The following is a 19,804-nucleotide window of genomic DNA, read 5'->3' as shown; positions in this document are numbered from 1 at the left end:
ATCACTGCCATGCATGACCTCACTTTTCCGCTGCGCTGGCGTCTGGCGCTCATCGCGCCCGCGCTCGCGGTGTTCCTCGCCTTCTGGCTGTTGCCGATGATCGCGCTCGTGCAGGTGAGCGCCGACGGGCATTTCATCGAGACGTATCGCGCACTGCTGACGAATGGCCGCTACATGAGGAGCCTTGGCGCGACCATCGCGCTCTCGGCCGCCGTGACCGCGGCGACGCTCGTGATCTCCACGATCTGCGGCCTTCTGCTCGCGCGGCGCACGTTCGCCGGGCGCCGGGCGCTCGTCGCGCTGCTCACGTTTCCGCTGGCGTTTCCCGGCGTGGTGGTCGGCTTCATGGTGATCATGCTCGCCGGACGACAGGGGCTCATCGGCGCGCTGTCGCTGCGGCTCACCGGCGAGCGCTGGGTGTTCGCGTACTCGATGGCGGGACTCTTCGCGGGCTATCTGTACTTTTCGATTCCGCGCGTGATCGTGACCGTGATGGCCTGCGCAAGCCAGCTCGACGGCTCGCTCGAAGAGGCCGCGCGGTCGCTTGGCGCGTCGTCGTGGCGCGTGCTGTGCGACGTGATCCTGCCCGCGCTCGCGCCCGGCCTCGTCGCCGCAGGGGCAATCTGCTTCGCGACCGCGATGGGCGCATTCGGCACGGCGTTCACGCTCGCCACCGACATCGACGTCCTGCCGATGACGATCTATACCGAGTTCACGCTCAACGCGAACATGGTCACGGCAGCGGGCCTGTCGATCGTGCTCGGCTTCGTGACCTGGGCGGTGCTCACGCTCGCGCGCAGCGTGACGGGCGCGGCCGTCGCGGCCACCGCATGAGCAGTCTGTGGCTTTCGAGGACTCCAGAATGAATCCGGTCGTCAATCCCGCCGCAACGGCTGCGCAAGACATCCACGAAGCGCCCGGCCAGCCGCCCGCCGCGCGGGGGCGCCTCGCGCTGCCCTCGGCGCGCGCGTGCGTTGCGTGCGCGCAATGGCTCGTCACGCTCGCTACCTGCGCGTTTCTCATCGTGCCCGTGGTGATGTCGATCCTCGCGGGCCTGACCGTCAACTATTTTCGCGGCGTCGCGAGCGGCCTCACGCTGCGCTGGCTCGACCAGGTCTGGACGCAGTATCACGCGAGCGTCTTCCTCTCGCTCGAAGTGGCAGCCGCCACGCTCTTCCTCACGCTCGTGACCGGCGTGCCCGCGGGCTACGCGCTCGCGCGCAGCCGCACGCGCCTCTCGCGCCTGATCGAGGAATTGCTCGTACTGCCCGTGGCCCTGCCCGGCCTCGCTTCGGCGCTCGCCCTGCTCGTGGTGTACGGCGGCTTCAGCGCCTTTCGCATGAGCGCGGCGTTCATCGTGGTCGGCCATGTGGTGTTCACGTTGCCGTTCATGGTGCGGCCCGTGGCGGCCGTATGCGCGTCGGCGGACCTGCGCACGCTCGAAGAAGGCGCGGCGAGCCTCGGCGCGAGCTTCTGGCAGCGTTTCACGACCATCGTGCTGCCCAATGCGCGGCCCGGCATCGTGGCGGGCGCGCTCGCCGTGCTCACGCTTTCGATCGGCGAGTTCAACCTCACGTGGATGCTGCACACGCCCGACACCAAAACGCTGCCGGTCGGCCTTGCGGACACCTATGCGTCGCTGCGCATCGAAGTGGGCAGCGCCTACACGATCCTCTTCTTCCTCATGACGATGCCGCTGCTCGTGGCGATGCAATGGCTCGGCGTGGACGTACCCGGCTCCTCAGGAAAGCCGTCTGGCAAGCAGCGGCTCGCAGGCCAGCAAAAGAACAACAAGGATTCCGCATGAAACTCGAACCGATCCCGATTACGCTCACGCGCTGTGCGAAGACGTTTCGCGGCACGCGCGTGCTCGAACCGCTCGACCTCGCGATCGGCGCGGGCGAGACGCTCGTGCTGCTCGGCCCATCGGGCTGCGGCAAGACCACCACGCTGCGCATGATCGCGGGTCTGGAAACGCCCGACGCCGGGGGCCGCGTGGCCTTCGGCGACGAGGATGTGACCGCGCTGCCCATCGAGCGGCGCAAGGTCGGCATGGTGTTCCAGAACTACGCGCTCTTTCCGAACCTCGACGTGCGCGGCAACATCGGCTATGGCCTGAAGATCCAGCGCGTTCCCGCCGCCGACGCGCGCGCACGCGTCGACGAACTGCTCGCGATGATGCGTCTCGAAGCGCACGCGGCCAAGCCCATCAGCCAGCTTTCGGGCGGCCAGCGCCAGCGCGTGGCGCTCGCACGCGCGCTCGCGCCGCGCCCGCGCGTACTGCTGCTGGACGAGCCGCTCACCGCGCTCGATGCGCGCCTGCGCGACACCTTGCGCAGCGAGATGAGCACGCTGTTGCGCGAGCTGGGCGTGACGACGGTCTACGTCACGCACGATCAGGCCGAGGCGATGGAGCTGGGCGACCGCATCGTCGTGATGAGCGCGGGCCGCATCGAGCAGATCGGCACGCCGCGCGAGATCTATTTCCAGCCGGCGAGCCGTGCGGTCGCGCAGTTCGTCGGCACGCTCAACCGGATCGCCGGAGAATGGCACGGGGGGATGCTGCGCACGAGCGGCGGCGCCGTGCCGGCCAGCGCGTCCCAGACCAGCGGCGCCGCCGAACTGTATTTCCGGCCCGAAGACGCCGCGCTCGCCGACCCTGTCGGCGCGCAACTGCGCGGCGTGATCGAGCAGGCGACCTTTCTCGGCGAGCGCACGCGGCTCACGATCGGCGGCGCGGCGCCCGATGCCCTGCTCGTCGACGTGGCGGGCCGCGTCGAGCTGGCGCGCGGCACGCCGGTCGGCATTTCGATCGCCCCTGAAGCGCTCATTGCGCTCGCGTAATTCTTACCAATGAGGACTACCATGCTGCTCGCACAGATCAGCGACCTGCACATCAAGCCACCGGGCGCGCTCGCCTATCGCCGCGTCGACACGGCCGCGAGCCTCGCACGCACCATCGCGCGCCTGAACGCGCTCACGCCGCGCCCCGACGCGGTCCTCATGACCGGCGATCTCGTCGACCAGGGCTCGGTCGAGGAATACCGGCACCTGAAGACGCTGCTCGACACGCTCGAGATTCCGTACTGGCTCCTGATCGGCAACCACGACGCACGCGAGCCGCTGCGCGAAGTATTTGCCGATCGGCCCGAACTGCGCGAAGGCGGCGCGTTCATCCAGTACGCGGCGGACCTCGGCCCGCTGCGCGTGATCGCGCTCGACTCCATGCAGCCGGGGCAAAGCGCGGGCACACTCTGCGCCGCGCGCCTCGCGTGGCTCGCGCAGCAGCTCGACGCGGCGCGCGGCAAGCCCGTGATCGTCGCGCTCCATCATCCGCCATTCGATTGCGGGATCGGCCATATGGATGCGATCCGGCTCGACGACAGCGCCGCGCAGGCGCTCGAAGCGCTCGTGGCGCGGCATCCCAACGTCGAGCGCGTGCTGTGCGGTCACGTGCACCGGCCCATGTTCGTGCGCTTCGGCGGCACGATCGCCTCGGCGGTGCCTGCGCCGGCCCACCAGGTCACGCTCGACCTCGCGCCCGGTGCGCCCTCCACCTTCACGCTCGAGCCGCCCGCCTTCGCGCTGCATCGCTACGATGCGCAGGGCGGGATCGTCACGCATCACGGCTACGTGGACACATTCGACGGCCCGTATCCGTTCTACGAGCCCTCGGGCGAGCTGATTGCCTGAGTGCGCGACCGGCGGCGCGCTTCAGCGCCGCCAGCGCGATTACGCGCGCTCCGGTATGATCGGCACGCTCGAAGCCTGCCTTCCGTATCGCCGGGCGCCGCCCACACTCGCACATGTCCACACCTGATTCCGCAACCGCTGGCGCAAGCCGGTCGCTGCGCGGCCTGTTGCTCCTGCTCGCGACTATCGCGGGCGTCACGGTCGCGAATATCTATTTCAACCAGCCGCTGCTCGACGATTTCCGCCAGAGTTTCCCGGCGGGCGCCGCGTGGATCGGCGCCGTGCCGGCCGGCACCCAGCTCGGCTACGCAGCGGGCATGCTGCTGCTCGCGCCGCTCGGCGACCGCTACGACCGCCGCCGCATCATCCTGCTGCAAACCGCCGGCCTGTGCGTCGCGCTGCTCGTCGCGGCCACCGCCCCATCGCTTGCCGTGCTGGTCGGCGCGAGCCTCGCGATCGGCATCCTCGCCACCATCGCGCAGCAGGCCGTGCCGTTTTCCGCGGAACTCGCGCCGCCCGAGGCGCGCGGCCACGCCGTGGGCACGGTCATGAGCGGCCTCTTGCTCGGCATCCTGCTCGCGCGCACGGCAGCCGGATTCGTCGGTCAGTACTTCGGCTGGCGCGCGGTATTCGGGGCGTCGATCGTCGCGCTGCTCGTGCTCGCGCTCGTCATCGTCAAGAAGCTGCCGAAGAGCCAGCCGACCTCGAAGCTCGGCTACGGCGAGCTGCTCGCCTCGATGTGGCATCTCGTGCTGGAGCTGCCCGGACTGCGGGAAGCGTCGGCGACGGGCGCTTGCCTCTTCGCCACGTTCAGCCTCTTCTGGCCCGCGCTCACGCTGCTACTCGCGGGCGAGCCGTTCCATTTCGGGCCGCAGGCGGCGGGCCTGTTCGGCATCGTCGGCGCGGCGGGCGCGCTGGCCGCACCGATGGCGGGGCGCTCCGCCGACAAGCGCGGGCCGCGCGCGGTCATCACGATGTCGATTGTGCTGCTGGCGCTCGCGTTCGTCATCTTCGCGTTTTCGGGCAAGAGCCTGATCGGCCTCGTGATCGGCGTGATCGTGCTCGACGTGGGCGTGCAGGCCGCGCAGATCTCGAATCAGTCGCGCATCTACGCGCTGCGCCCCGAGGCGCGCAGCCGCGTGAATACGGTGTACATGGTCTGCTACTTCATTGGCGGCGCAACCGGTTCTGCCGTGGGCGTGACCGCCTGGCACGCATTCGGCTGGATCGGCGTGTGCGCGGCGGGCATCGCGTTCACGGCGCTCGCCGGCTGGATTCACCATGCAACGCGCCCGCGCATGGGCGCGGGCGCACAGACTTCATCCTGAGCGCTGGCGGCAAGCGCTATTTGCGCGCATAGAGCAAGTCCGTCATGTCGTCGGCGTGCTCCTCCTCCGTCGCGAGGATCTGCTCGAAGATGCGCCGCGTGGTCGTGTCGTCGTGGCCGAGATAATTGATGATCGCGCGATAGCTTTCGATCGCGATGCGCTCGGCGATCAGATTCTCGCGGATCATGTCCTTCAGGTCCGCCCCCTCCTTGTATTCCGAGTGCGAGCGCTCCACCAGCGTTGCCGGCGAGAAGTCGGGCTCGCCGCCCAGCTGCACGATGCGGGCCGCCAGCATGTCGGCGTGCTGCTGTTCCTCGGTCGCGTGCTGGAGAAACTCGGCCGCCACCGACTCGGACTCGATGCCCTTCGCCATGAAATGGTGCCGCTTGTAGCGCAGCACGCACACGAGCTCCGTGGCGAGGGAATCGTTGAGCAGCTTGAGCACGGTCTGGCGATGCGCGGGGTAGTCCGGCGTGACCGGACCCTGGTCGAGATTGCGGCGCGCCTCATCGCGCACGCGCTTGAGATCGAACTCAAACAAAGCGTGTGTTTTCGACATCTGGCTCTCCTTCGAACATGCTCCTTTAGGGCGGATGTGCTGCGCGATGTCGCGCCAGCGTCCGAGCTGGCGCAAGCAGCGGACCCGGCGCAGGCGCACACGCCGGCGCATGGCGGCACAAATGACCGGGCACGCGAGATGCTGAAGAGTCGTCTCCTTTGACACCGTGGAGGACTTCCTCATGAAACGCCTGATTGCCCTCTTTCTCGTTACCGCTTCGCTGGCAGCGCTCTCGGCGTGCAATACGATGGCGGGTGCCGGCGAGGACGTTTCCGCAGGCGGCCACGCCCTCACGAACTCCGCGGAAAAGGCGAAATAGTATCCGGCAAACGGTAAAGGCACCGGGATGACGGCTAGCGCGTACGCATAGCGCGCAAGCGGCTGCCGGCATCGATCACCCGGTGAACGATGAAGTGGCGGCCGTTGCGCACGTCACATGCGCATCATCGCGCCCGCAACGCGGCGCGATGATGCGAGGTGCTTCGCGAAGTCAGGATGCGCTCAGGAAGTGCGGCGTCGGTCGTCGAACAGGAACGACAAACCCACGCTGCCGAGAATCAGCACGGTCGCGACAACGGTTGCGCTCGTGACCGGCTCGCCGAGCAGCAGCGCGCCGAGCGCGACGGCAACAACGGGATTCACGTACATGCAGCTGCTCGCAAGAAGCGGGCTCGTATGGCGGATCAGGTAGCCATACGCGACATAGGCCGCCATCGTGCCGATGAAAAGCAGGTAGAGGAAGGCGAGAAGCGGCAGGAAATGCAGTTCGCCCATGCGTTCGCCGCTGATCCATGCGAGCGCAGTCGAGATGGCGCCGCCGAGGCCGATCTGCAGTGCCGTCGCGATGAAGAGATCGGTCGGCAACGCGAGCTTGCCCGCCAGGTGCGCGCCGATGGCCCAGAAGAGCGCGCCGCACAGAATCGCGAGGCTGCCGCCCGCCGAGCCGGACGCGGCCCCGCCATGGCTCAGGATGGCGATGCCGACGAGGCCGAGCGCGACCGCGGCCCATTCGGCCCTCGCTACGCGCCGCCCGCTGAGCGCCGAGATCACGGTCGCGAACAGCGGCACTGTGGCGACCATCACGGCCGCCTTGCCGGTGCCCACGGTACGCATGCCGTAGGCGAGCATGCCGCTCGACATGCCCACGAGCAGCGTGCCCACCACGCCCGCGTTGCGCACTTCGAGGAGCGTAGGCATGACGGGCCGCCGGCGCATGGCGAAGACGAACAGGCCGATCCCGGCGAGCAGGTTGCGCAAGCCTGACAGCAGGAGCGGCGGGAACGAATCGAGCGCGACCTTCACGCCGAGATACGTCGAGCCCCAGACGAAGTAGACGACGGCGAGTGAGAGCGCGACGCGCCCGGTGCGCGATTGCGGCAGCCGAACGGCGCGCGCGAAACGCCATAGCGCGGCTGCGGCCTGCTGGGCCCCCGTGAAAAAAGATTGAGTGCTCACGCGGGAAGACAAACGAGGTGGCATCGTCATTTCGCCGCGGCGTATGAAAGGCGGGACCGCGGGCGCCCCGGCGGCAGAACGGCGGGACGGATGAAGCTCGACGGCATGGTGCAGATGCGCAAGAACGCGAAAAAGACGGAGTACGAAGGACACCCGGGACGGGCGAACCGCATTATGCAACAACGCCGGCCGTTGCGGATGCTTTCAGGATGCTTTATGCGCGGCGAGTCGTTGCGCGCGCGTCACAGTGTGAGGGACGCAAGCCAGCACGGCCGATCGCGCACCCAATCGACGGGCTGTGGCCGCGTCGCGTGGTGCTGGTGAGTTCGTGCTAGCATGACACAGCCTTTCGTTTAGCTTTCATTAACTGGATTTCATACCCGCCGCTCGCCATGCTTTCGCTCGTTTCGCGTCCCGTATTCGCCTTGCCGCCGCGCCATTTGCGCGGCGCGTCGGCGCACGCGCGGGCAGAGCGCGAGCGAACGGCGCCGTGGCCTCTCGACACCCGAGCGCGCACCCTGCCTCCCCTCTGCGCCCCGCTTTGCGCCGCCCGGCGCCCGCACTGAACCGGCATCCCCCAATCCCAGCGGAGCCGTTCGGTCGGGCTCCGGGCCGACCCGTTGCGCGCCGCTGCGGCCCGCGCCTCATTGCGCGATTTCGCCCGCCAGCCCTCGCCGTTACCTCGAATCTTTTGTGGATTGCAAGGAGAACCGCCATGTCGAAGAAAATCCGTTACTTCACCGAACTCGATGTTGCCCGCCTCGAAAAATGCGCCGCCGAACCCGGCGCCGCGCCCGAGCGACAGGCCATGCTCGACGCACTGCTCGACCACGCGGTGATCGTGGAGCCGCGCGAGATGGCCGCCAACGTCGTGACGATGAACTCGCAGGTCACACTCGTGGACGAGCGCAATGGCGAAGCCCTCACGTACACCGTCGTCTATCCGCACGACGCGAACGTCGACGCCGGGCGCCTGAACGTCTTCTCGCCCGCGGGTCTCGCGCTCCTCGGCGCGAAGCGCGGCAGCGCCGTGCGCTTCACGACGCCCGGCGGCGCGGTCGAGACCCTGAAGATCGAGCGCATCCTGTTTCAGCCGGAAGCCTCGCAGGATTTCACGCTGTAAGCTCCTCATACACGACACACCGCGCCTGGCACATTGCACGCGAGATGACACTTGCCAGATCGTCGCAGCGCGGTGTATCGTTTGGCCTTGCTTACGCGGGGGTCCTGCGTCATGCGCCGCATCGAACGAAAGTCGTGCAGCGTATTTCGCGGGTGAGAAATACCCTTTGAACCTGATCTGGATAATGCCAGCGCAGGGAAGCGTCCGGACTTCGCAACGTCGCTTACCGCCTCATATCATCACAGCGAAGTCCGTCCACGTTCCGTCTCGTCTCCTGCTAAGCCGCCGTTCCCACTTTGCATTGCATGGAGAGACAGACGCATGAACGCGAATCCGAAGTTCATTTCCGCCAACGCGCACGTCGACGAAGCCGCGATCGCGCCGCTGCCCAATTCCCGCAAGATCTACGTGACCGGTTCGCAGCCCGATATCCGCGTGCCGATGCGCGAGATCACGCAGGCGGATACGCCCACGGGCTTCGGCGGCGAGAAGAATCCGCCGATCTACGTCTACGACACCTCGGGTCCGTACACCGACCCTGAAGCGAAGATCGACATTCGCGCGGGCCTGCCTGCGCTGCGTCAGGGCTGGATCGAGAAGCGCGGCGACACCGAAGCGCTGCCGGGCCTCTCCTCCGAGTACGGCCGCGAGCGCGCCGCCGACCCCGCGACGGCCGAGCTGCGTTTCCCCGGCCTGCACCGGACGCCGCGCCGCGCGAAAGCAGGCAAGAACGTCACGCAGATGCACTACGCGCGTCAGGGCATCATCACGCCGGAGATGGAATACATCGCGATTCGCGAGAACCAGCGCCGCGCCGAGTATCTGGAAAGCCTCAAGGCCAGCGGCCCGAACGGCGCGAAGCTCGCCGCGATGATGGGCCGCCAGCATCCGGGCCAGGCGTTCGGCGCGGCCGCCTTCGGCGAGCATGCGCTCAAGGAAATCACGCCCGAGTTCGTGCGCGACGAAATCGCGCGCGGCCGCGCGATCATTCCCGCGAACATCAACCATCCGGAAAGCGAGCCGATGATCATCGGCCGCAACTTCCTTGTGAAGATCAACGCGAATATCGGCAATTCGGCGGTCACCTCGTCGATCGGCGAAGAAGTCGACAAGATGACGTGGGCGATCCGCTGGGGCGGCGACACGGTCATGGATCTTTCGACCGGCAAGCACATCCACGAAACGCGCGAGTGGATCATCCGCAACTCGCCGGTGCCGATCGGCACGGTGCCGATCTACCAGGCGCTCGAAAAGGTCAACGGCAAGGCCGAAGACCTCACGTGGGAAATGTTCCGCGACACGCTCATCGAGCAGGCCGAGCAGGGCGTGGACTACTTCACGATCCACGCGGGCGTGCGTCTGCAATATGTGCCGCTCACGGCGAACCGCATGACGGGCATCGTCTCGCGCGGCGGGTCGATCATGGCCAAGTGGTGCCTCGCGCATCACAAGGAATCCTTCATTTACGAGCATTTCGAAGAGATCTGCGAAATCATGAAGGCGTACGACGTGAGCTTCTCGCTCGGCGACGGCCTGCGTCCCGGCTCGATCTACGACGCCAATGACGAAGCGCAGCTCGGCGAACTGAAGACGCTTGGCGAGCTCACGCAAATCGCGTGGAAGCACGACGTGCAGGTGATGATCGAAGGCCCGGGCCACGTGCCGATGCAGCTCATCAAGGAGAACATGGATCTCCAGCTCGACTGGTGCAAGGAAGCGCCCTTCTACACGCTCGGGCCGCTCACCACCGACATCGCGCCGGGCTACGACCACATCACCTCGGGCATCGGCGCCGCGATGATCGGCTGGTTCGGCACGGCCATGCTCTGCTACGTCACGCCGAAGGAACACCTGGGCCTGCCGAACAAGGACGACGTGAAGGAAGGCATCATCACGTACAAGCTCGCGGCGCATGCGGCCGATCTCGCGAAGGGCCATCCGGGCGCGCAGGTGCGCGACAACGCCTTGTCGAAGGCGCGCTTCGAGTTCCGCTGGGAAGACCAGTTCAACCTCGGCCTCGATCCGGACAAGGCGCGCGAGTTCCACGACGAAACGTTGCCCAAGGACTCGGCCAAGGTCGCGCACTTCTGCTCGATGTGCGGCCCGCACTTCTGCTCGATGAAGATCACCCAGGACGTGCGCGACTTCGCCGCGAAGCAAGGCGTGAGCGACGACGAGGCGCTCAAGAAGGGCATGGAAGTGAAGGCGGTCGAGTTCATCAAGCAGGGCGCCGAAATCTATCAGCGCCAGTAAGGCCGGCTTCGGGCTGGCTTAGGGCTCACTACGCCCCGGCGGGCGCCCTGCGTCCGCCGAAACATTTACTAACGACTCCCACAACTCTCTGACAAGCGCACACACCCGGATACGGGTGGCGTGGCTAGGATGAGGGTATCGAAGGCGCAGCGTGCGTGCCAGCGCACGCCGCACCGCACACTCGAACGCATCATGCGTGGGGAGTCGGAAAATGATTACGCTCAAACGTGCACGCACGCTACTCACGGCGACGACAGTCGTCGCCGTGCTGGGCAGTCTTGGCGCTTGCGACAACATGTCGAGACGCGACCGCGATACGGTAATTGGCGCGGGCGTGGGCGGCGTGGCGGGCGCGGCGATTGGCGGCAATGCGCTCTCCACCGTGGGCGGCGCAGCGGTGGGTGGCGTGATCGGCAATCAGGTTGGCAAGTAAGCGGCAAACAGCGTTAGCGCCAGTGCGAATCGACGATGCGGCTGCACGACCGGCGGCACGATCGAAGCGACGGCACAGAACAGAAACGACACGACAGGCAACACGCCATTCATGGCGTGCATCAGGGAAGGATGCGCGGCGCAGACCCTCACGGGCTGCGCCGCGTTTGCTTGGGTCGATGCCATCGCGGCCGGCGAAATATTCGGTGATCGATGCGCAACGCAAAGCGTGTTCGTAAGGCGTAAGCTCAAACGATCAGACGGCCCGGGCCTGAAGGCGAAAATCCTGCGCGGCCGTTCGCCACTCGCGGAGCCCGCCATGCAACGTCCGTCCGTGTTTGTGATCGCCGCCGCGAGCGCGCTGCCCGCGCTTTCCGGCTGCTACTACTACGCCCCCTACGGCTACCCGCCCTACTACTACGGCACCGTGCCCGTCGCGGCCACCCAGCAGGAAACCGCGCTCGCGCAAACGGCGCCGAACCCGGCTCCAGCCGCCGTGCCCGACGCGCAGTATCCGGGACCGCTCTATCCCTCGCCGCCCGTTGCGATCGCCGTTCCTGCGTGGCCGGCCTATCCCGCCTATCCCGCCTATCCTGCGGCTTACCCCGCTTACTACCCTTACCCCGCATACGGGTGGGGCTGGGGCGCGCCCGCCGTCTCGTTCGGCTTCGGCTACCGGGGCGGCGGCGGGCACTGGCATCACTGACGTTCACGCTGCGAGCCGCACCGCAAAATGGGCCACAAAACGGTGCCGGACCGTACTTTCCCTCCTTGACGCTCCCGTGTCGTTATCTATCCTCCAAGTGGGCTAGCGGGGATTGAAGCACCGTCTTAACTCGGCCGCCTGGCCACGCACTGAACTCCATAGCCGAAAACGCGCCCCGGCGCATGCTGCCGTGCTGCTGCGTCGATAACGAACCAGCATAAAGGAGACGTGATGTTCCACCAGCTGCTGACCCCCATTGGCAATTCGCTGCTGTTTTCGTTTCTGGTCGCCGTGCTGCCCATTCTTACCGTGCTCGCCCTGCTCGGCTGGGCACGGCGGCCCGCATGGCAAGCCTCGCTTGCGGGGCTTCTGGTCGGCCTCGCCGTCGCGATCGCCGGCTGGCAGTTTCCCGTCAATCTTGCGATCAGCTCGGTACTCGCGGGCGCCGTGTTCGCACTCTGGCCGGTGATGTGGATTGTCGTCACGGCGATCCTGCTCTACAACATCGCGCTGCGCTCGGGCCGCTTCGCGGCGTTTCGCATGTGGCTGCTCGACAATCTGCCCAACGACCGGCGCATCGTGCTCGTCGTGGTCGGCTTCTCGTTCGGCGCGCTGTTCGAAGGGATTTCCGGCTTCGGCACGCCGATTGCCATCACAAGCTCGCTGCTCATCATGCTCGGCTTTCCGACGCTCGAGGCCCTGACCTTCACGCTCATCTTCAACACGGCCCCCGTGGCCTTCGGCGCGCTCGGCGTGCCGATCACCGTGCTCGGCGCAGTCACGCACCTGCCCTCCGATCTGCTCGGCCAGATGGTCGGCCGCCAGTTGCCGTTCTTCGCCCTGCTGCTGCCGTTCTATGTCATCGCGATCTACGCGGGCATGGGCGGCATGCTGCGCATCTGGCCGGTGCTGCTCGTCTCGGGCGGCAGCTTCGCGCTCACGCAGTTCGTCACCGCCAACTTCATCAACTACAGCCTCACCGACGTGCTCTCGTCGCTCGTCTCGCTGATCCTCACCATCCTGTTCCTGCGCGTATGGAAGCCCGCGCCCGATCCGCGCTTCACCATCAAGGTCGATCGCGCAAACGAAACGCGCGGCGCCGTGACGGGCACACAGGGCTGGTATCCGTGGATCATCGTCGCGGCCGTCGTGATTATCTGGACCATCGCGAAGGTCTTCACGATCGGCGAAGTGAAAGTGCCGTGGCCGGGCCTCGACAAGGCCGTCTACATCACGCTCTACAACACGGCCTATGGCGCGATCTGGGACTTCCAGCCGCTCGCCACCGGCACGGCGATTCTCGTCTCGGCGATCATCACCGCGTTCGTCGTGCGCCTGAAGCCCGCCGATTTCGGCGTCGCGATCGTCGATACCTGGGTGCAGACGCGCATCGCCATCCTCACGGTCGCGACCATCGTCGGGCTCGCGTTCCTCATGAACTACTCGGGGCTCACCTATACGCTGGGCCTCGGCGTGTCTTCGGTCGGCGCGTTCTTCCCGCTCGTTTCGGCCTTCCTCGGCTGGGTCGCCGTGTTCCTCTCGGGCAGCGACACCTCGGGCAATGCGCTGTTCGGCAACCTGCAGGTGGTGGCCGCGAAACAGCTCAACCTCAATCCCATCCTGATGGCCGCGACCAACTCGTCGGGCGGCGTGATGGGCAAGATGATCTCGCCGCAGAACATCGCGACGGGCGTCGCGACCACGGACCTCAAGGGGCAGGAAGGCCATGTGTTCGCGAAGACGTTCAAGCACTCGATCCTGCTGACTGTGCTGCTCGGCATCCTCGTGTGGCTGCAGCAGAACGTGCTCACCTGGATGATTCCGCACTGAGTACGACGTGTGCGCGCGCATGAAAAAACCCGCCTGCGCGACGAAGCGCAGGCGGGTTTCTTCTTTTGCGGCATTCAGCCAGCGAGTCCAGCCAATGCCGGCTCAGGCAAAATGCGGCGCAGTGCTTAGTGCAGTTCGTCGACCACGAGGCTCATGATTTCCTGCGCCGGGGGCGACGAGTCGATCTGGCCGCTGTCGTCCACGATCGCGACGCGCGTCTGGTTGTCGGTCACGGCGCGCACGTTGAGCTTGTACTGCTTCGCGATCTTTTCCTTGCGGCCGTGGAAGATCTGGTTCCAGAAGCCCTGTTCGTCCGAGCTGTGGTCCTTCGGATCGACGTAGCGCACGTAGTAGATGCCCTTCGTGCGGTCGCGATCGTCCACCGTGAAGTTGGCGCGATCGAGCGCGATGCCCACGCGCACCCAGGCGCGGTCGTACGGCTCGCCGAGCGTGAGTTCCGTCGAACTGTACTGGCCCGACGTGCCCTGCGCGTTCGACGAGCCGCTGCCCGATTGCTGGCCCACAGCCGCGACATTCTGCGCGGCCGTGGCGGCTGCAGCGGCGTCCGCACCCTTCGACTTCGCGTCGGTGCCCTTGCTGTTGGCCTTGGCGTCGGCTTCGGCCGCGATCTGCGCGTCGGGCACGCCCGGCTTCGCGTTCGCGAGCGTCATCATGAGACGCTTGAGGTACTCGGCTTCGAGCGCGGGATCGTTGGGCTTCGGCACCCACTTGCTGCTGTCGTTGTTGGTGCCCGAGAGCTGTTCGCTCAGACCCTTCTGGCTGATGAACACATAGGTGCCGCCGCTGGGCGACGTTTCGAGGCGCGTGCGGTACTTGTTGCGCTCGGCGGTCACGTACGAGTTGCCCGTGGCCCACGAGAGCGTGTTGCGGATGAGGCCGTCGCTGATTTTCGGATGGGTTTCGTTCCAGTCCGTTTCCATCACGCCCTTGTCGCGCTGGTCGACCACGAGCAGGAAGCCTTGTTCCTGCCAGAAGCGGCGCACTTGCGCCCAGACCTGGTCGGGCGTGCGGCTGTCGATGACGAGCCAGCTTTCCGTGCCGTCACGCTGGATATGCATGCCCGGCACCTGCGGAACCACCTGGGTCTGGTCGGACTGCGGCGCGGCGGCCTGGGTCTCTTTGAGCGAGGACAATGAGGTCTCGCCGCCCTGCGGCGCCAGCGAGCGCTGGTCGGACGCTTCGTCGAGCATGTTCGGCGGCACAGCGAGCGACGACTGCTTCGCCTTGGCGTCACTGCGGTAATCAATCTTGCCTGGCGTCGGCGAGCTGCAGCCGGCGACCAGCCCGCCCGCCATCAGAAGCGCGAGCGCGCGTGCGGCAAGACGTTGATGAAAATCACTCATGTTCGGGTAATCCCTTCGGCTACGCCACGGCCAGTTTCCGTGGATCAACCAGACATTTTACCGGTCCGGCGGCCCGCTGTGCAAAAACCGCGGGGTGGCCCTCGATCCAGTCCCGCCATCCGGCGCGCCGGACCGCGGTCGCGACTCCCCAAACCGGCCTCGCCGCAACATTCATCTCTATTCGATCCGGCCCGGCAAACTCCCTGCCTCGCCGCCATTTTCCTTCTGGATCAATGCGCCTCGCAGGTCACGCCTGCAGGCGGCAGGACCATGCTTCGCGTTAGTCGTTCCCGGCGTTCGGGTCGGGCGTGGTCTTCGCGAGCCTGGGCGGCGCGAGCCAGCGGAACGTCGCGAGACCCGACTCGTCGAAGGTGCACTCCGCGGCCGCCGGCGTGGCCACGGTCTTCTTGATGCCAAGCTTCGCGAGCAGCGCCGCGATTGGCGTGGTCGGCTTGCCCTCCGGCGCGCCGCCTTGAGCGACCGGAGCGGTGGGAACCGAAATCGTGCCGGGCAGCGCCGCCGCCTGCACCGTCGGCGCCGTGACCGTGGGCGCCTCGTTGGCGCTTTGCGCCGTAGCGGACGCCGACGACGACGCGGCCGACGCGGCCGATGCAGACGGAGCCGAGGCAGCCGCGGCGGCCGACGCCGCGCCGTTCTCGAGTCGTCCTTCGATCACCACGCGCGCGCCGCGATAGGTCGTCGCGCTATGCGTGACTTTCAGGTCGCCGAGCGTCGTCCCGGCAAGGCGGTTACGCATCGCCTCTTCGCAGGCGCCGGTATTGCGGTACTGCGCCGCGCATCCCGCGAGCAGGGTGACGGCGGCCGCGAGGCCGGCGAAGCATGCGTTACGTTTGTTCATCGCTCATCCGATTTTCAGGCTGCGGCAATTGTAGCCTACGGGGCGGGCAATCCCTTACGGCGCTCGCGCCCCCGCGCGACCCTGCTATCATCGCCGCTGTATATCCGTACAGTGCCTGGCGTGCTCCCCGACTCTCCCGATCCGTTCTACTACCTCGCGAACTTCGAGCGTGCGCTGGCGTGGCTCGACGCACGCTGCGCCGACCTGTTCGACGACGCCGAGCGCGGCTTCGCCGGCGATTTCGCCCGGATGCCGCAGGCGTCGCGCGCGCTCTTCGTGCGCATGCTGATGCGCAAGGGACCCCATTTCCGCCTGAGCCGTCTCGCGTACGGCGAGATCGGCTGCCCGCGCGCGGCGGCGGCCCCGCTTATCGCGGCGGGCTGGCTCGACGACGCGCCCGCGCTCGATCTCGACGCGCTCGCCGCGCTGGTCACGAAAGCCGAGCTGCAGGCGCTCGCCGCGCGCCTTGGCGTCGCACTCGAACCGCGCGCCACGCGCGCGGCAACGCTCGACGCGCTCGATGCGCACTACGCCGCCGCGCCCGAGCCGCGCGACTGGCATGCCTGGTTCCCGGCCTCGCCCGACACCGTGCTGCTGTTCGCGAGCGCCCCGCTCTGCGAGCGCCTGCGCCTCATGTTCTTCGGTAACCTGCATCAGGACTGGTCGGAGTTCGTGCTCGCCGACCTCGGCGTCTTTCGCTACGAAAGCGTGCCCTTCGATCGCGCCTCGCGCGCGTTCCAGCGGCGCGAAGATATCGACGCGTATCTGGCGCTGCGCGATTGCCGCGACGAACTCGAATGCGCAACCAGGGACCATGACTTCGACGCTGCCGCCGCCGTCGCCGTCGCCGCCACACTCCAAACGCTCGACGCGCTGGCCCCGCGCACGCAAGGCAACGCGTGGCTGCGCGCGCGCCACGACAAGCTGCGTCACGCCGCGGGGCTCGCCGCCGAACGCGCGGGCGAACCCGAACTCGCGTGGCGCGCTTATCTCGATTGCGGCCATCCCGAATCGCGCTACCGCCGCGTGCGCGTGCTCGAGCAGCTGAACCGCCGCGAGGAGGCGCAGGCGCTCGCGCAGAGCATTGCCGATGCGCCTGAAAACGAAGAGCAGGCGCAGCGCGCGGCACGCACGCTCGGGCGTCTCGCACGCACGCGGGCGAAATCGAAGACGAGCGCGGAGCCCGGGTTCGCACAGCTCGAACTCACGCTGCCCGCGGCACCTGGGGCACTGCGCGTCGAGGAAGCCGCGCGCATCGCACTCGCCACGCCGCAAGCGCCTGTGTTCTATGTCGAGAACACGCTGATCAACGCGCTCTTCGGCCTGCTCTGCTGGCCCGCGCTGTTTGCGCCGCTGCCTGGCGCGTTCTTCCATCCGTTCCAGCGCGGCCCCGCCGACCTGCACGCCGCCGACTTCGTCGCGCGCCGTGCTTCGCAGTTCGAAACATGCCTCGCCGAACTCGAAACGCATGCCTACCGCGACTCGATTCTGCGGCGCTATGCGCAAAAGGCCGGCACCCAGTCGCCGTTCGTCGCGTGGCCCGCATTAAGCGACGAGCTGCTCGTGCTTGCCCTCGACTGCTTCCCCGCCGCCCATCTGCGCCTGTGGTTCGAGCGCCTGCTGCGCGAACCCGTTGCGAACCGTTCGGGCCTGCCCGATCTCGTGCGCTTCTGGCCGCACGAGCGTCGCTACGAACTGATCGAGGTGAAAGGCCCCGGCGACCGCCTGCAGGACAACCAGCGCCGTTGGCTTGCCTATTGCGTGCAGCACCGCATACCGGTTTCCGTGTTGCAGGTGCGCTGGCCCAACCTGCCCGGCGAAGCCGAAGAAGCCAGCGACAGCGCCGCCCAGGCGCCGCGCGCGCCATGAGCTACACCGTCGCCGTGCGCACGCTGTGCGAGTTCACCGCGAAGCGCGGCGACCTCGACTTGCGCTTCACGCCCTCGCCCGACGCAAGCGACGGCCGCGCCGGCCACGCGGCCATCGCCGCCCGACGCCCGCCCGGCTACGAGACCGAGATCGCGCTTTCCGGCACGTTCGAATCGCTGAGCGTGCGCGGACGCGCCGACGGCTACGACCCCGCGCGCCGCAGGCTCGAGGAGTTCAAGACCTATCGCGGCGACCTCGAGGCGATGCGCGAGAATCAGCGCGCGTTGCACTGGGCGCAGTTGCGCGTCTACGGCGCGCTGCTGTGCGAGAAACTCGGCCTCGATGCGCTCGAACTCGCGCTCGTGTACTACGACATCGGTTCGGGCCGCGAGACGGCGCTCGTCGAGCACGCGAGCGCGTCGGCATTGCGCGCCGCGTTCGAAACGCAATGCCGACGCTTCGTCGCATGGGCCGGGCAGGAAAGCGCCCACCGCGCCGCGCGCGACGCCGCGCTCGCCGCGCTGTGCCTGCCGCATCCGCAGTTTCGGCACGGCCAGCGCGATCTTGCCGAAGCCGTCTGGCGCGCGGCGACACAGGGGCGCTGTCTGCTCGCGCAGGCGCCCACCGGGATCGGCAAGACCATCGGCACACTCTTTGCGCAGTTGAAGGCTTGCCCGCGCGCAGCGATCGACAAGGTCGTGTTTCTGAGCGCGAAAAGCTCAGGGCGTCAGTTGGCGCTCGACGCGCTTGCCAGTCTCACGAGCGCACAAGGCGAAGCCAGCGCCGATGGGCAACGAACGAAGGTGCCGGTGCGCGTGCTCGAACTCGTTGCGCGCGAAAAGTCCTGCGAGCATCCCGAGGCGGCCTGTCATGGCGAATCGTGCCCGCTCGCACGCGGCTTTTACGACCGTCTGCCGGCCGCGCGTGCCGCAGCGCTCGAACGCGTGCGGCTCGATCGCGCAGCACTGCGCGAGGTCGCGAGCGAGCATGCCGTATGCCCCTACTACCTTGGCCAGGAACTCGCGCGCTGGAGCGACGTGGTCGTCGGCGACTACAACTACTGGTTCGACACGAGCGCCATGCTGTTCATGCTTGCCGCGCACAACCAGTGGCGCGCGAGCCTGCTCGTGGACGAAGCACACAACCTCCCCGAGCGCGCCCGCGCGATGTATTCGGCGGAACTCGTGCAAACGCGCATCGACGCCGTGCGCCGCGCCGCAAGCGCACCGCTAAAGCGCGCGCTCGCGCGCCTGCAGAAGCACTGGAACGCACAAAACGCCGTGCAGCCGCTCGCCTGGCGCGCGAGCGACACCCTGCCCGAAGGCCTCGTCGCCGCGCTTGGCGACGTGATCGCGGCGATCGGCGACCAGCTCGCCGAACCCCCGCTCGTGCGCGACCCCGAACTCGAGCGCTTCTATTTCGACGCCCTGCACTTCACGCGCATTGCCGAACGCTTCGATGCGCATTCGCTCTTCGACGTCACGCCACTGGCGCATCAAAGCGCACGCCGCCCGCGTTCGACGATCGCGATCCGCAACATCGTGCCGGCGGATGCCTTGCGGGCGCGCATCGCCACGGCACACAGCATCACGCTTTTTTCGGCAACGCTCTCGCCCACGCATTACTACAGCGACATGCTCGGCCTGCCCGCCAACACGGTGAGCATCGACATCGACACGCCTTTTCGCGCCGAGCAGCTCGACGTACACATCGCCCGCCATATCTCGACACGTTATAAGGACCGCGAACGTTCGCTCGACGCGCTGGTTGAACGCGTGGCCGCGCAATTTGCCGAACGCCCCGGCAACTATCTGTGCTTTTTCAGCAGCTACGACTATCTGCGGAAAGCCGCCGATGCGTTCGCGGCACGTCATCCGGAGGTGGACGTCTGGCTCCAGTCGCGCACCATGGACGAGGCGGGCCAGCAGGCCTTCGTCGCGCGCTTCGTGGAAGGCGGCTGCGGCATCGGTTTCGCGGTGCTGGGCGGCGCTTTCGGCGAAGGCATCGATCTGCCGGGCACGCGCCTCATCGGCACCTTCATCGCGACGCTCGGCATGCCGCAGGTGAACGCCGTGAACGAGGCGATGCGCGCACGCATGGATACGCTCTACGGCGACGGCTTCGACTATACCTACCTGATTCCGGGCCTGCGCAAGGTCGTGCAGGCCGCCGGACGCGTGATCCGAACCGAGCATGATCGCGGCGTCGTGCACCTGCTGGACGACCGCTTCGCGCAGCCCGGCGTGCGCGCGCTGCTCCCCGCGTGGTGGCGCATCGCCACCAGTTGATCTGGACTCCGGATCATCGTTCACGATGAACGAAGCTGGCGCACG

The 19,804-nt window shown here is 67.2% G+C and carries 17 protein-coding genes and 1 riboswitch; of the genes, 13 read left to right on the top strand and 4 right to left on the bottom strand.

What is annotated here, in order from left to right; all coding sequences use genetic code 11:
- The first annotated feature begins 9 nt into the window (after positions 1-9).
- From C7411_RS06600 to C7411_RS06580, 5 genes are all read left to right on the top strand, one after another.
- The gene (locus tag C7411_RS06600; protein WP_110388673.1) at positions 10-834 is read left to right on the top strand and encodes an ABC transporter permease; all 825 of its coding nucleotides are present in this window, start codon (positions 10-12) and stop codon (positions 832-834) included.
- Positions 835-862: 28 nt separating this feature from the next.
- Positions 863-1,807, top strand: coding sequence for an ABC transporter permease (locus tag C7411_RS06595; RefSeq protein ID WP_110388672.1), 945 nt, complete (start codon positions 863-865; stop codon positions 1,805-1,807).
- Entirely contained in the window at positions 1,804-2,844 is a 1,041-nt protein-coding gene (locus C7411_RS06590) for an ABC transporter ATP-binding protein (protein WP_110388671.1), read from the top strand. The genes C7411_RS06595 and C7411_RS06590 overlap by 4 nt, the downstream gene beginning before the upstream one ends.
- Positions 2,845-2,865: 21 nt before the next feature.
- The gene (locus C7411_RS06585) at positions 2,866-3,693 is read left to right on the top strand and encodes a phosphodiesterase (RefSeq protein ID WP_110388670.1); all 828 of its coding nucleotides are present in this window, start codon (positions 2,866-2,868) and stop codon (positions 3,691-3,693) included.
- Between the two features lie 113 nt (positions 3,694-3,806).
- Positions 3,807-5,021: an MFS transporter gene (locus C7411_RS06580; RefSeq protein WP_110388669.1), complete on the top strand. Its 1,215-nt coding sequence runs from the start codon at positions 3,807-3,809 to the stop codon at positions 5,019-5,021.
- Between the two features lie 16 nt (positions 5,022-5,037).
- Here C7411_RS06580 and C7411_RS06575 read toward each other — a convergent pair whose 3' ends face one another.
- Positions 5,038-5,580 carry a ferritin-like domain-containing protein gene (locus tag C7411_RS06575; protein WP_110388668.1) on the bottom strand — a complete coding sequence of 181 codons (543 nt, stop codon included), beginning with the start codon at positions 5,578-5,580 and terminating at the stop codon, positions 5,038-5,040.
- A gap of 181 nt (positions 5,581-5,761) precedes the next feature.
- Here C7411_RS06575 and C7411_RS06570 point away from each other — a divergent pair, with 181 nt between their 5' ends.
- Positions 5,762-5,899 (top strand): entericidin A/B family lipoprotein, encoded by a 138-nt coding sequence (locus tag C7411_RS06570; protein ID WP_042264962.1) that lies wholly within the window; start codon positions 5,762-5,764, stop codon positions 5,897-5,899.
- A 182-nt stretch (positions 5,900-6,081) separates the two neighbouring features.
- Here the strand turns inward: C7411_RS06570 and C7411_RS06565 are convergent, their stop codons facing one another.
- Positions 6,082-6,960, bottom strand: a complete 879-nt coding sequence (locus C7411_RS06565) for an EamA family transporter (protein WP_243413084.1) — start codon at positions 6,958-6,960, stop codon at positions 6,082-6,084.
- A gap of 790 nt (positions 6,961-7,750) precedes the next feature.
- Here C7411_RS06565 and C7411_RS06560 point away from each other — a divergent pair.
- The 5 genes from C7411_RS06560 to C7411_RS06540 all read left to right on the top strand — a co-directional run bounded on the left by C7411_RS06560 (position 7,751) and on the right by C7411_RS06540 (position 13,379).
- The gene (locus tag C7411_RS06560; protein ID WP_110388667.1) at positions 7,751-8,158 is read left to right on the top strand and encodes a GreA/GreB family elongation factor; all 408 of its coding nucleotides are present in this window, start codon (positions 7,751-7,753) and stop codon (positions 8,156-8,158) included.
- A gap of 87 nt (positions 8,159-8,245) precedes the next feature.
- A riboswitch (TPP riboswitch) is annotated at positions 8,246-8,375 on the top strand.
- A gap of 104 nt (positions 8,376-8,479) precedes the next feature.
- The gene (thiC, locus tag C7411_RS06555; RefSeq protein WP_110388666.1) at positions 8,480-10,411 is read left to right on the top strand and encodes a phosphomethylpyrimidine synthase ThiC; all 1,932 of its coding nucleotides are present in this window, start codon (positions 8,480-8,482) and stop codon (positions 10,409-10,411) included.
- A gap of 211 nt (positions 10,412-10,622) precedes the next feature.
- Positions 10,623-10,844: a glycine zipper 2TM domain-containing protein gene (locus tag C7411_RS06550; protein ID WP_110388665.1), complete on the top strand. Its 222-nt coding sequence runs from the start codon at positions 10,623-10,625 to the stop codon at positions 10,842-10,844.
- 318 nt (positions 10,845-11,162) lie between these two features.
- Complete coding sequence (locus tag C7411_RS06545) at positions 11,163-11,549, top strand: hypothetical protein (protein WP_110388686.1); 387 nt, start codon at positions 11,163-11,165, stop codon at positions 11,547-11,549.
- Between the two features lie 231 nt (positions 11,550-11,780).
- Positions 11,781-13,379: an L-lactate permease gene (locus tag C7411_RS06540; protein WP_110388664.1), complete on the top strand. Its 1,599-nt coding sequence runs from the start codon at positions 11,781-11,783 to the stop codon at positions 13,377-13,379.
- A gap of 125 nt (positions 13,380-13,504) precedes the next feature.
- Here the strand turns inward: C7411_RS06540 and bamC are convergent, their stop codons facing one another.
- Complete coding sequence (gene bamC, locus C7411_RS06535) at positions 13,505-14,743, bottom strand: outer membrane protein assembly factor BamC (RefSeq protein ID WP_110388663.1); 1,239 nt, start codon at positions 14,741-14,743, stop codon at positions 13,505-13,507.
- Between the two features lie 280 nt (positions 14,744-15,023).
- The gene (locus C7411_RS06530) at positions 15,024-15,602 is read right to left on the bottom strand and encodes a hypothetical protein (protein ID WP_110388662.1); all 579 of its coding nucleotides are present in this window, start codon (positions 15,600-15,602) and stop codon (positions 15,024-15,026) included.
- A gap of 120 nt (positions 15,603-15,722) precedes the next feature.
- Here C7411_RS06530 and C7411_RS06525 point away from each other — a divergent pair, with 120 nt between their 5' ends.
- Together C7411_RS06525 and C7411_RS06520 are read left to right on the top strand one after the other, a co-directional pair.
- Positions 15,723-17,471, top strand: coding sequence for a VRR-NUC domain-containing protein (locus C7411_RS06525; protein WP_110388685.1), 1,749 nt, complete (start codon positions 15,723-15,725; stop codon positions 17,469-17,471).
- Entirely contained in the window at positions 17,468-19,759 is a 2,292-nt protein-coding gene (locus C7411_RS06520; protein WP_110388661.1) for an ATP-dependent DNA helicase, read from the top strand. The genes C7411_RS06525 and C7411_RS06520 overlap by 4 nt, the downstream gene beginning before the upstream one ends.
- The last annotated feature ends 45 nt before the right edge of the window (positions 19,760-19,804 follow it).

The organism is Paraburkholderia silvatlantica (genome assembly GCF_003096715.1).
GTDB lineage: Bacteria > Pseudomonadota > Gammaproteobacteria > Burkholderiales > Burkholderiaceae > Paraburkholderia > Paraburkholderia silvatlantica.
Note: the sequence above shows the minus strand (reverse complement) of the source record. Positions and strands in the feature narration are given on the sequence as shown.

Bases quoted from the DNA above. Each gene is read 5' to 3' on its own strand.
- C7411_RS06590 (WP_110388671.1), top strand. From the start codon at position 1,804: ATGAAACTCGAACCGATCCCGATTACGCTCACGCGCTGTGCGAAGACG.
- C7411_RS06560 (WP_110388667.1), top strand. From the start codon at position 7,751: ATGTCGAAGAAAATCCGTTACTTCACCGAACTCGATGTTGCCCGCCTC.
- C7411_RS06570 (WP_042264962.1), top strand. From the start codon at position 5,762: ATGAAACGCCTGATTGCCCTCTTTCTCGTTACCGCTTCGCTGGCAGCG.
- C7411_RS06530 (WP_110388662.1), bottom strand. From the start codon at position 15,602: ATGAACAAACGTAACGCATGCTTCGCCGGCCTCGCGGCCGCCGTCACC.
- C7411_RS06550 (WP_110388665.1), top strand. From the start codon at position 10,623: ATGATTACGCTCAAACGTGCACGCACGCTACTCACGGCGACGACAGTC.
- C7411_RS06595 (WP_110388672.1), top strand. From the start codon at position 863: ATGAATCCGGTCGTCAATCCCGCCGCAACGGCTGCGCAAGACATCCAC.
- C7411_RS06585 (WP_110388670.1), top strand. From the start codon at position 2,866: ATGCTGCTCGCACAGATCAGCGACCTGCACATCAAGCCACCGGGCGCG.
- C7411_RS06520 (WP_110388661.1), top strand. From the start codon at position 17,468: ATGAGCTACACCGTCGCCGTGCGCACGCTGTGCGAGTTCACCGCGAAG.
- C7411_RS06580 (WP_110388669.1), top strand. From the start codon at position 3,807: ATGTCCACACCTGATTCCGCAACCGCTGGCGCAAGCCGGTCGCTGCGC.
- C7411_RS06600 (WP_110388673.1), top strand. From the start codon at position 10: ATGCATGACCTCACTTTTCCGCTGCGCTGGCGTCTGGCGCTCATCGCG.
- thiC (WP_110388666.1), top strand. From the start codon at position 8,480: ATGAACGCGAATCCGAAGTTCATTTCCGCCAACGCGCACGTCGACGAA.
- C7411_RS06575 (WP_110388668.1), bottom strand. From the start codon at position 5,580: ATGTCGAAAACACACGCTTTGTTTGAGTTCGATCTCAAGCGCGTGCGC.
- C7411_RS06540 (WP_110388664.1), top strand. From the start codon at position 11,781: ATGTTCCACCAGCTGCTGACCCCCATTGGCAATTCGCTGCTGTTTTCG.
- bamC (WP_110388663.1), bottom strand. From the start codon at position 14,743: ATGAGTGATTTTCATCAACGTCTTGCCGCACGCGCGCTCGCGCTTCTG.
- C7411_RS06545 (WP_110388686.1), top strand. From the start codon at position 11,163: ATGCAACGTCCGTCCGTGTTTGTGATCGCCGCCGCGAGCGCGCTGCCC.